Origin of the sequence: Aquisalimonas sp. (assembly GCF_007120195.1) — a bacterium.
In the GTDB taxonomy this organism is placed as follows: Bacteria; Pseudomonadota; Gammaproteobacteria; order Nitrococcales; family Aquisalimonadaceae; genus Aquisalimonas.
This window is the reverse complement of record NZ_SKOG01000068.1, coordinates 1-9507: the sequence shown is the minus strand read 5'-3', so window position 1 is coordinate 9507 and position 9507 is coordinate 1. Positions and strand designations below refer to the sequence as shown.

The window sequence follows — 9507 nt, the reverse complement described above, 5'->3', positions numbered from 1 at the left end:
TTACCGTGCCGGCCTCTGTTCCGCAGCTGATAACGAACTACGAGCAGCTGGAAGAGGTCGCCGAAGTGGTCCGGCGCGATTGGGGGCTTGGTGAAAACCCCATCCCGGATCTCATCGACACGTTGGAAGGCGAAGGGCTGCTGGTGATTCTTGCCACCGTGGCGGATGGCGTCCGTTTCGACGGTTTGGCCGGTAAGGTCGGGGAGCAACACGTCATCGTTGTCTCCAAGAGTATCCCTGGAGACCGGCAACGTCTGACACTAGCGCACGAGTTGGGGCATCGGCTCCTGGCAGGGCGGCTCGCGGCGGACTTGGACGAGGAGACCGCCTGCAACCGGCTAGCCGGAGCGTTCCTGCTCCTCGGCGTGCGGTTCGTGAATACCTCGGCAACCATCGAACAGCGCTGGAGTGGTGCGAGCTGTATCTGCTCAAGCATGAGTTCGGGATCAGCATGGCAGCAGGTCTCTTTCGTGCGGCGCAGTCCGGAGTGATCAGTGAGACTCTGAAGAAGCGACTGTTCGCCGAACTCTACAAGCGTGACTGGGGGAATGAGGAACCCGGCAAACCGGTGAAGCCAGAGCATTCCGTCCTGTTCGAGCACCTGGTGTACCGAGCCCTTGCGGAAGACTTTATTGGCCAGTCCAAAGCCGCGGAGCTGCTCGGCATGTTGGCAAGCCAGTTCCAGGAAAACCGATCGCTGACGGAGACCGGAACGGATGCCGCTGCTCATCGGTGACGCCAACGTCCTCATTGACATGGAGGTGGGTGGGCTGCTGGAGCGCATGTTCGCCCTGCCTCATGAGTTCGCCACCCCGGATGCTCTGTACGCGGACGAACTGGCGCTGGCTACACAGGACCATTCCCCGCCACCTCCCCCGGATGGTGAGTCCAACGAGGCCGCTTTTCTGGCAACGGCGATGGACAATCTGAATCAGGAAGCACTCCGGTCGACGATTCGGGAAGCGGTCGAGGCCCGTGGCATTGCACAGCTTGCTCAGGAGACGGGCCTGCCGCGTCGGGAAATAGAGAACGCGCTCACGCCTGGCGGACGGCCTGCGTGCGACGCCGTGGTCACACGCCTTCAAGCGGTTGGATGCCAGGTGCGTGTCGAACCACCTCGGTCTGGACGCCCTACACCGGTCGCATAGTCCCAAGCGCGTCGCAGGCCGAGACGTGAAACTACACGAGGGAGCACCATGCGGATGGAATATCAGGCCCTAACTGACCCTGGCCGTAGTCGTGGATGTCCTGTAGCCAACGCTGTGCCTCCCTCGTCCAGTTCAGCTCTGCCACGACCGGATGCGCTCCTGCATCTCCTGATTGCTCATCGTGCGGCTAGCGTCTGAATCGGCAAGACCGTGGTCGATCATTCTCGCGAACGCCAGTTCTCGGAGGATCTCATCGTAGGAGCTGTCCTCTGGCTGGGCTTCGATGATCTTAACCATCTGCTCTTTCGGAGTCGCCACAAGTCTCTCCTTGCCAAGTACCGACTTTCCAGTGTACGCGCACGGATTTGGGCGGCAAAAGCTGGTTCTCGCTACAGAGCAGGACTGCCGGCGAGGATCGGTTTTAGTGCGCCGTATCCAGATTCGACGCCTGCTTGTTCAAGGCGGCCGAGGCAATCGTGGTCAATGCTTAATCTCCCCATCTGAACCGGAGACACCGAGACATGACCATCGTCACCCCGCACCCGCACCACGCGACCGGGCATCGCCCGTGGGACAAGGGGCACCTGATCGGCCCGAAGCCCTCTGACACTCCCGGAGGTCTGCGGAATCCGTATCCGCCTCCAGCTTGAGCGCAACACGCGCCAGCTCGCTCTGTTCAACCTGGCAATCGACAGCAAACTCCAAGGCTGTGATCTCGTCAGCCTCCAGGTCCGCGACGTCATTCACGGCAGTCAGGCCGTCAAACGGGCCACGGTCATCCAGAAAAAGACCGGCCGACCGGTTCAGTTCGAGCTTACGCCCCACACGCGACAGGCCGTGGAAGCCTGGGTAAGTGAGGCTCACTTGCAACCCGGAAGCTCCCTCTTCCCGAGCCGGGTGCACGACTCGCCGCACATCTCCACCCGCCAATACGCGGGGATCGTGAAGTCCTGGGTGACGGAACTCGGGTTAGATCCTGCCGTGTACGGCACGCATTCTCTGCGCCGAACCAAAGCCACTCTGGTCTACCGACGCATACGGAACCTACCATGCGTTTAGCTTCCGCCAGTACGCCGCTCGCTACCTCGGCGATATGCAGTACCGATTCAATCGACGCTTCCACATGGCCAAGAGGGTCCCGCGGCTCGCCGTCGCGCTCCTGCGGGCGGCGCCCTTTCCATTGCGCCTTCGGGTCCATTCCAAGGGCGCGCATGCTGCAGGCGTTAGCGCCCTCCGACACATCGCGCGTGGCGAGCACCGGCTTGACACGGCACCGCCCAACATGTACAGTTCAATTGTACATGTTGGGCGGAGGCTGAATGTCCATCGAGACCACCTACACGCATGCTCGTGCTCACTTCGCCGAGCTTTGCGATGCCGCGGCCGAGGACCGTGAGGTCGTCATCATCCGACGCCGCAATGCGGAGGATGTGGCGCTGATCGCGGCCGATGAGCTCTCCAGCTTGATTGAGACCGCTCACTTGCTGCGCTCACCGAAGAACGCCGAACGCCTACTGACTGCGCTCGCCCGCGCCCGCAGCCGAGGCGAGAAGCCGCAGAGTGTGGAGGAACTTCGCCGCGAGCTGGGCGTTGGCGAAGAAGCGCAGTAAGGCGGTCGAACCGCGGCGCCGCGAGGCTGTCTTTCATCCGGAGTTTCGCGAGGATCTGCGGCACTGGGTGGAGAGGGACCGGAAGCTCGCGCTGCGGGTGCTCGACCTGGTGGAGGCGGTGCTCCAAGAGCCATTCGTCGGCATCGGCAAGCCGGAGCCGCTGCGGTATTTGGGCTCCGATGTGTGGTCGCGGCGGATCTCTCAAGAGCACCGGCTGGTATACCTAGTGAGCAGCGACCGTGTCGAGTTTCTCCAGGCACGCTACCACTACTGAGGGTGTCAGCCGACACCTGCCGTTGGCCACCTGGTTGATGGCGATCGACCTGATCACCCAGTCGAAGACGAACATGGCGGCGCTGGAGCTGCGCCGCCACCTGGGGGTCTCCTACCGCACCGCGTGGCTGCTCAAGCACAAGATCATGGAGGCGATGCGCCAGCGCGAGAACACACGACCCTTGAGTGGCGACGTGCGCACTGAAGATGCCTATCTCGGCGGGGAGCGCAGCGGGGGGCACCGCCGGTCGGGGCTCGCAGAACAAGGTCGCCTTCGTGGCGGCGGTGGAGATGGACGATGAGCGCCCCGTCTATGTCCGCTTCGATCCCGTTGAGGGCTTCTCGTTCAAAGCGTTGCGCCAGTGGGCCGAGCGGGCTTTGGCTCCCGGCTCCCAGGTGACCACCGACGGGATGCTCGGCTTCGAGGTCTTCGGCCAGCTCGGGCCTACCCACCGCGTTGTGCTGGCACCCCGCGGCAAGGCCGGCACCGAGATTCCGGCTTTTCGCTGGCTCAACACCGTGCTCGGTAACGTGAAGACGGCGCTCAGCGGAAAGAAATGGACCCGAATCTCCGAGGCGGGAGACCGATACCTACGAGTGGTTCCTGGTTGCGGACCGAGAGACGGTTCATAATGCGTTCTTTGATCCAGGGTTTAAGCCATGAAAGTCCAGTACTTCGAGGACACCGACACGCTGTACATTGAGTTCCAGGCGGGGAAAAATCTCGGAACCCCGGGATTTGGACGAGAACACTCTTCTTGACTTGGACTCTGATGGAAATGTGTGTGCGATTACCTTCGAGCATGCTAGCCGCAGAACTGATATAAGCCATTTGGAAGTAGAAGGCATCGCCACATAATAAGTCGCGCAAGCACGCTCCGGTCCTGTCGGTCCTTCGCCGGACGCATTTACGCGCGCCGATTAGCTAAATCGTTATACCTTGAGAAGGGGCAAATGAGAAAGCTCGTAAGTTCAGGCTCTCCTCTGGAAAATTCGATTGGATTGTCGAGAGCATTTAGAGTCGGAAACATGATTTCTGTTTCCGGTACGGCACCTATAAAAAAATGGTGAAACCACTTGCGTCGGGGACGTTTATGGACAAACCAAGTATTGCTTGGAATTGTCTATTCAAGCTGTTAGAGCGGCTGGTGGGAACGCGACTGACGTAATCAGAACTCGTATCATGCTTGCTGATATATCCCGTTGGGAAGAAGCAGCAGAAGCACATGGAGAACTATTTTCGACCCCAGGCACTGGGCCTCGAAGGCTTCGATCATGGAAGACAACCGGGTCATTCGGCCGTCCTCCAGTCGTGGGCGAAGCCGTCCATCAAGGCGTTGATGAGCTCGATGGTGTTCTGCTTGGTGGTGGCCAGACGGGTGTCGCGAGCAGTACGGAGCAACACTACGAGCAGACCTGGGGAATCAAACCAGCCTGGGTGACGTCGAAGAAACAGGAGCCGAGAACCTGTCGTCCGGACCACCGACCTGCCCGGTGTGCAGGAATCGGATGGTTCTCGGCACGGCGCGACGAGGTAGCCGAGCAGGGGAAAAGTTCTGGGGGTGTTCCAGTTTTTTCCGAGGTATCGACGGACCCGGCCGCTATCTGTGTAGACCTTTTGTCTGCCCAGAGCGGAAGCGATCGCGGTTCGCGCCGGGTTACGGCAGACTCCCGACCCTCACCGGACACTCGACCACCACTGGGCGTCGGTCCGCTTTCGGGAAGTGCCCACGACACCTGGGCAAGTTCCTCAGAGCATGTGTGTCAGAAAAGGGTGAAGCTGGCGGCCACGTAGGCGGCGTAGCCGGCCACTAGAAACGCCCCCTCCGTGCGACTGATCCGGTGCCCGGTGTAGAGCACCAAAAGCAGCAGCAGGGCCGAGGCCAGCATGACCCACTGGTCGAAGAGCAGCATGCGCGGGCTGACTGGCAGCGGCTGCAGCAGGGCCGAGATGCCCAGGATGCCCAGCAGGTTGAACAGGTTGCTGCCGAGAATGTTACCGACGGCCACATCGGCCTGGCGGCGTAGCGCGGCGAGCAGGGACACCGCGAACTCCGGCAGGGAGGTGCCCACCGCGACGAGCGTGAGCCCGATGACGGCCTCCGACACACCCAGGGACGCGGCGAGACCCATCGCCCCCCAGAGCAACGCCTGTGAACCGGAAATCAGCAGCGCCAGACCCGCAAGGAGTGCAAGGCCGATGGTCAGGGGCCTGCCTGGCAGCAGCGTCATCTGCGCCCCTTCCTGACGGTGGATGGTGCCGGCTGGCGATTGGGGGCGGCTCTCGGAGATGTATGCCCAGATCAGGTAGCCCGCCAGGGCGGCCAGCAGGATCGCCGCGTCCCAGCGCACCAGTGCGCTGCCCCAGACCAGCACCAGGAACAGGGCGCTGGCGCCGACCACGGAGAGACCGTCGCGCACCAGCGCCAGGCGCGTGATGGTGAGCGGGGTGATGATGGCGCACACGCCCAAAATGAGTAGGATGTTGCCGATATTGCTCCCCACGACGTTGCCCAGGGCAATGTCCGGCTGCTCATCCAGTGCCGCGCTGATCGAGACCACCAGCTCGGGCGCCGAGGTGCCGAAGCCAACAATGACCAGACCGGCAAGAAGCGGGGAAACGCCAAGCCGCCTACCCGCGGCGAGGGCGCCACGAACCACCGCCTCGCCGCCGGCAGTGAGGGCGATGAGTCCGAGCGCGATCAGCAACAGGTTCACGGGGTTTCCTTATTACGCGGAGCGGCGGTCTCCGTCACAGATCAAAAGTCCCTACCACTCGGTGGTCTCCTCGGTGGTCTCGGACGTCATGGTGGAGCGCCAGGCGGCCGACCACGTGGTGGGACCTATGGCCGGAACGAGGAACGTGGCCAAGTACCGCGATCGACCCTGAGCTATCAGTGCCGACGAATTGTCGATACCGCTGTGTCGAGCCTGCGCCGCTCAACGTTCGGGTTTAACGCCTCGGATGCAACCGCTTGCTCGAAGCTACTTGCTCCAACCGCTCCGAGAGCCAGATCTTGATGATTGACTGCCGCGTGACCCCCAGGCGGCGAGCCTCCTTATCGAGCTGCTCCAGCATCCAGTCCGGGAAATCGACGTTCACGCGCTTCTGCGCCTGGCGAGGCCGACGTGCCCCGGAGAGGTCGAGATCATTCGAGACGTCCTCGCCAGCATCAAACTTACGGTCAAATTCCTTAGCCTTCATAGAGTGCGACCTCCTCAACCCGGGCTCGCCGGACCGAGATAATGCGGATGTTCGATTCACGGTACGTCACGACCGCTGACCAGTGTCTACCCTCCAGCATACCGACGACGAGATAGCGAGGCTCATCCTCGGTCCTGGCCGGCACCTCCAAGAGATCCGGGTCACGCCACAGTTCCTGCGCTTCGACGAAGTCGATGCCGTGCTTAGCCTTGTTGGCCTGACTCTTGGCGTCATCGAACTCAAACATGGTATAGAAACTATACCATAAACACCCGATCGCCTCGACCGATCCCTCCGCCGGCAAGAGACCATATTCCTAAGCAAGCCGAATCAGGAAATTCCGCATCGGTGCCGGATAAAGGACACACGCATCAAGGACGACCACAAAGCGCACATCAGTACCCCATATCCAGGTCCTGCGCCTGCTCGGTCAGCGCACCCAGGGCCTGTTGACTGGTACGGTCACGCTGGCCCTTGTAGGCCAGCAGATCCTGGTATCGGATGCGGCGATGGGTGCCCACCTTCGAGAAGGGAATCTCGCCCCGCTCCAGCAGCTTGACGAGATGGGGGCGTGAGACGTTGAGGATGTCCGCCGCTTCCTGCGTTGTCAGCTCCGCGTGGGTTGGCACAATTGTCACCGCATGGCCTTGGGCCATCTCGGCAAGCAGGTCACGCAGTAGCGCGAGCGCTTGGCGGGGCAGCACGAGATCGGTGCCGTTGAGGCGAACGCGGGCCCTATCGGACTCCGGTTGCTGGGATAGGAGCTTGCTTAGCTCCGTGGCACTGGCACGGGCGAGCGCAGCGGCCTCGTGATCCGGGAGTTGGTTGTCGCCACTGGGTGTTTGCATAACTGCTCCGGGGGAATGCGGGTGTCTGTAGCCTTGACATTAAACGCAATAATCGAAAAACGCAACAAACGAAACACTGCTGCAGGTCCAGGCGGTCAAGGCGACAGAGCTCATCGTGGTCAATGCTTAATGTCCCCACCTGAAGCGGAGACACCGAGCCATGACTACCATGACGCCGAGCCAGCATCACACGAGCGGGCATCCCCCGTGGAACAAGGGTCACCTGATCCTTGACACTAACAAGAATTGCTCCACCTGCTGCTGAAGAAAGAGCGCCTCCCGTTTGAGTGTGTCGGCACTTGGCGCTGCCAAGTTTTCGGACCCGGGGCACGAAGTGGGTCGGTGGGTCTTCGGTGTGCCGACACTGTCACTGACGAGTCTTCGATCGGTGGTGGCAGTGATGAGGCGGCAGAGCCGATGCCGATGCTGTGGTCGTGCCTTCCGGCGACGCCCCCGGAACCCGACCCAGCAGTACTGTTCGCAGCGGCGGTGCCAACGGGCGCCCAAGCGGGAGTGGCAGCGGCGCGAGCGCGGCGAGGATCCCGATTACCGGGCCAATGAGCGCGCGGCGCAGCGGGCGTGGGCGCGAGCGCATGCGCAGTACTGGCGCCGGTGGCGGGCGGCCCACCCGGAGTACGTGCAGCGCAACCGGCTGTTGCAGCGCGGGCGCAATGCGCGCCGCCGCGCTGCAGCGGCAGGGATTGCAAATGGGGACGCGTGGACGCGTGACAGTGTTTTACCGCCAGGGCGTTACCGCTTGGAGCCGTGGAGGTGTGCGCGGGATTGCAAATGGGACGTGTCACCGACCCAAATCTCTTTTGGATCGAGGCCTTGGAGGATGGGCACGGCGAGGCGCAGGGGATTGCAAAGAGGACGTGTTCGGCAATCGCCCAGCGCCGCCGTAGATTAGCGCGAAAGCTACTATCTTTTGGGGCGCCGCTATCTGCTGCGCATCGTAGGGATAGGAAATCCAACCCCCTTCGCCGCAATATCCCTTCGCCCCAGAGTACCGCCAAGTCCCAACGCAAACCCCTTGTGAGCAGCGCAGGCAGCCCGGGCGGCCAAAATCGGCTTGCGGGGGTGTTAGAGACGGATTTTCCGGTTGGCCGTGGGCGTGTTTCCGGACAGCGGCAATGGCGGGGTCAGCAGCCTCTCGGCGGGCCGATTGACCAGGACACCCGCTGGTCGTGCGCGTACTCCGGCGCGGGTTGGGCGTAGGGATCGCGCGCAGCGCATGCCTCGGCATCGATGGTATGCTCCGTGGCGTCTTCGTACCACTCCGGCGGTCCCCGCGTTTGGGCGATACGGGGCGGTTTGGCGGGTTCGCCGATGGACTCCAGGATGGCGCGCACGGGCATCGCCTCGGTGATGAAGGCGATGATCGGCATCTCGGCCCCGCACTGAGGGCACGCCCGGGGAAACGCCTCGTAGATGCGCGCGAGCAGCATGACCCAGAGGTAGTGGGCGGGAGACCGCCGGATCGTCTTGGGCGGAGTCTCCGCTGCTGTCTCCACCGCCGGATTCGATGCCGGTGCCGGGACCACGGCCTCGGGCGCCAGGGCGGTGACCGCTGGGCGTAGGGGCGAGTTCGGGGCGACACGCCGTCGTACCGATGGCGATGCGGCCTGGGCGGCGGGAGCAGTGCGGCGATGCGGCCGCTCAACTCCAGCGGCGAGAGGATGATCTGGGCGCGCCCATCCCGACCCAGTTTGGGGAGGTGGTCGATCACGTCTGCGCGTCGATGCGCCCACGGCGCACGAATGCCCGCAAGAGGCGACGGCGCACCTGCGTTTGCACCGCCCGCACTCAAGAATGCAGGGAGTCTCTGCCATGGCGGTGGGAGAGCGGCCTGTCGGCCCTTTTGTGCTCAGCCGATCGCGTTTTCTGGCCGAGCGCGGCTATCAGCTTGCGGCACGCTGAACGCCTGGATGCCCTGATTGGGGATGAGGTCACATGGCCACGGCCTCCTGCCATGCATCCGGTGGGTGTTGTCGGGTGCGTGGCGGCGCGAGCCGCGTGCGCACGATCCGCATGTTGCCGCCGCAACCGGGGCAGGTAATGACGGGGCGTGGCGTTGGTATGACGCGGGTGAGTGGTTATTTCAACAAAGAGCGCCGCAGTTGGATGAGACGCTTGCTGTTGGCGTGCAAGAAGCCGAAGTTGCGGGCCCGTCGAAAGCCCTTGGGCACGACGTGGCGAAGCAGCAGCCACAGGAAATCCTCACCGGCGAGGGTGCGGGTTTCATAGCGTGGGGCAAAGCCGGTGGCCGCAGGAGTGAGGGACGAAGCGCTGTTCATCACACTCGGCGCATTGTATCTGCATGCGCGGGCTGAGCGCCGTGCGGCACTGCTTCATGGCCGCCAGCGCCTTGCGGTGACCGGGCAGCAGCCGGCTATCGTATTTGGCCAGGCACTGGGCCTCGA

At 62.8% G+C, this 9507-nt stretch carries 15 protein-coding genes and 3 pseudogenes; 10 read left to right on the top strand and 8 right to left on the bottom strand.

Features of this window, described 5'->3' with window-relative positions:
• The 3 genes from QZT63_RS05610 to QZT63_RS05600 form a co-directional block, all read left to right on the top strand.
• Nucleotides 1-491: ImmA/IrrE family metallo-endopeptidase (locus QZT63_RS05610; protein ID WP_290649304.1), on the top strand; the 491-nt coding region annotated here is incomplete at its 5' end.
• A complete protein-coding gene (locus tag QZT63_RS05605) occupies nucleotides 488-736 on the top strand; it encodes a hypothetical protein (protein ID WP_290649302.1) in 249 nt (82 codons plus the stop codon). The genes QZT63_RS05610 and QZT63_RS05605, both read left to right, overlap by 4 nt.
• Complete coding sequence (locus QZT63_RS05600; protein WP_290649300.1) at nucleotides 717-1148, top strand: hypothetical protein; 432 nt, start codon at nucleotides 717-719, stop codon at nucleotides 1146-1148. The genes QZT63_RS05605 and QZT63_RS05600 overlap by 20 nt, the downstream gene beginning before the upstream one ends.
• 132 nt (nucleotides 1149-1280) lie before the next feature.
• Here QZT63_RS05600 and QZT63_RS05595 read toward each other — a convergent pair whose 3' ends face one another.
• Entirely contained in the window at nucleotides 1281-1466 is a 186-nt protein-coding gene (locus QZT63_RS05595; RefSeq protein WP_290649298.1) for a hypothetical protein, read from the bottom strand.
• 285 nt (nucleotides 1467-1751) lie between these two features.
• On the opposite strand from QZT63_RS05595, the gene QZT63_RS05590 reads away from it, so the two are divergent.
• The 7 genes and pseudogenes from QZT63_RS05590 to QZT63_RS05560 all read left to right on the top strand — a co-directional run bounded on the left by QZT63_RS05590 (nucleotide 1752) and on the right by QZT63_RS05560 (nucleotide 3890).
• A complete protein-coding gene (locus QZT63_RS05590; protein ID WP_366636063.1) occupies nucleotides 1752-2207 on the top strand; it encodes a tyrosine-type recombinase/integrase in 456 nt (151 codons plus the stop codon).
• Nucleotides 2188-2274: pseudogene (locus QZT63_RS05585) on the top strand (IS1595 family transposase); the annotation flags it as partial. The gene QZT63_RS05590 and the pseudogene QZT63_RS05585, both read left to right, overlap by 20 nt.
• 193 nt (nucleotides 2275-2467) lie before the next feature.
• Entirely contained in the window at nucleotides 2468-2758 is a 291-nt protein-coding gene (locus QZT63_RS05580; protein ID WP_290649296.1) for a type II toxin-antitoxin system prevent-host-death family antitoxin, read from the top strand.
• The gene (locus tag QZT63_RS05575; RefSeq protein WP_290649294.1) at nucleotides 2739-3032 is read left to right on the top strand and encodes a Txe/YoeB family addiction module toxin; all 294 of its coding nucleotides are present in this window, start codon (nucleotides 2739-2741) and stop codon (nucleotides 3030-3032) included. Before QZT63_RS05580 ends, QZT63_RS05575 begins: the two co-directional genes overlap by 20 nt.
• Complete coding sequence (locus QZT63_RS05570) at nucleotides 2998-3333, top strand: IS1595 family transposase (protein ID WP_290649293.1); 336 nt, start codon at nucleotides 2998-3000, stop codon at nucleotides 3331-3333. The genes QZT63_RS05575 and QZT63_RS05570 overlap by 35 nt, the downstream gene beginning before the upstream one ends.
• Nucleotides 3308-3664, top strand: a complete 357-nt coding sequence (locus tag QZT63_RS05565) for a transposase (protein WP_290649291.1) — start codon at nucleotides 3308-3310, stop codon at nucleotides 3662-3664. Before QZT63_RS05570 ends, QZT63_RS05565 begins: the two co-directional genes overlap by 26 nt.
• Before the next feature lie 27 nt (nucleotides 3665-3691).
• A pseudogene (locus QZT63_RS05560) lies at nucleotides 3692-3890 on the top strand (DUF2283 domain-containing protein).
• Nucleotides 3891-4795: 905 nt separating this feature from the next.
• Here QZT63_RS05560 and QZT63_RS05555 read toward each other — a convergent pair.
• The 7 genes and pseudogenes from QZT63_RS05555 to QZT63_RS05530 form a co-directional block, all read right to left on the bottom strand.
• Nucleotides 4796-5749: a calcium/sodium antiporter gene (locus QZT63_RS05555; protein WP_290649289.1), complete on the bottom strand. Its 954-nt coding sequence runs from the start codon at nucleotides 5747-5749 to the stop codon at nucleotides 4796-4798.
• 235 nt (nucleotides 5750-5984) lie between these two features.
• The gene (locus QZT63_RS05550) at nucleotides 5985-6236 is read right to left on the bottom strand and encodes a ribbon-helix-helix protein, CopG family (protein WP_290649287.1); all 252 of its coding nucleotides are present in this window, start codon (nucleotides 6234-6236) and stop codon (nucleotides 5985-5987) included.
• On the bottom strand, nucleotides 6226-6483 hold the full coding sequence (locus QZT63_RS05545) for a BrnT family toxin (RefSeq protein ID WP_290649286.1): 258 nt from the start codon (nucleotides 6481-6483) through the stop codon (nucleotides 6226-6228). Before QZT63_RS05545 ends, QZT63_RS05550 begins: the two co-directional genes overlap by 11 nt.
• 148 nt (nucleotides 6484-6631) lie before the next feature.
• A complete protein-coding gene (locus QZT63_RS05540) occupies nucleotides 6632-7084 on the bottom strand; it encodes a helix-turn-helix domain-containing protein (protein WP_290649285.1) in 453 nt (150 codons plus the stop codon).
• A gap of 1274 nt (nucleotides 7085-8358) precedes the next feature.
• Nucleotides 8359-8777 (bottom strand): annotated as a pseudogene (locus QZT63_RS05535) (IS91 family transposase); the annotation flags it as partial.
• A 403-nt stretch (nucleotides 8778-9180) separates the two neighbouring features.
• Nucleotides 9181-9381 (bottom strand): transposase, encoded by a 201-nt coding sequence (locus QZT63_RS20005; protein ID WP_366636053.1) that lies wholly within the window; start codon nucleotides 9379-9381, stop codon nucleotides 9181-9183.
• The coding region (locus tag QZT63_RS05530; protein WP_290649284.1) for a transposase zinc-binding domain-containing protein at nucleotides 9326-9507 on the bottom strand (182 nt) is incomplete at its 5' end. The genes QZT63_RS05530 and QZT63_RS20005, both read right to left, overlap by 56 nt.

Bases quoted from the DNA above. Each gene is read 5' to 3' on its own strand.
- QZT63_RS05545 (WP_290649286.1), bottom strand. From the start codon at position 6,483: ATGTTTGAGTTCGATGACGCCAAGAGTCAGGCCAACAAGGCTAAGCAC.
- QZT63_RS20005 (WP_366636053.1), bottom strand. From the start codon at position 9,381: ATGAACAGCGCTTCGTCCCTCACTCCTGCGGCCACCGGCTTTGCCCCA.
- QZT63_RS05550 (WP_290649287.1), bottom strand. From the start codon at position 6,236: ATGAAGGCTAAGGAATTTGACCGTAAGTTTGATGCTGGCGAGGACGTC.
- QZT63_RS05540 (WP_290649285.1), bottom strand. From the start codon at position 7,084: ATGCAAACACCCAGTGGCGACAACCAACTCCCGGATCACGAGGCCGCT.
- QZT63_RS05580 (WP_290649296.1), top strand. From the start codon at position 2,468: ATGTCCATCGAGACCACCTACACGCATGCTCGTGCTCACTTCGCCGAG.
- QZT63_RS05600 (WP_290649300.1), top strand. From the start codon at position 717: ATGCCGCTGCTCATCGGTGACGCCAACGTCCTCATTGACATGGAGGTG.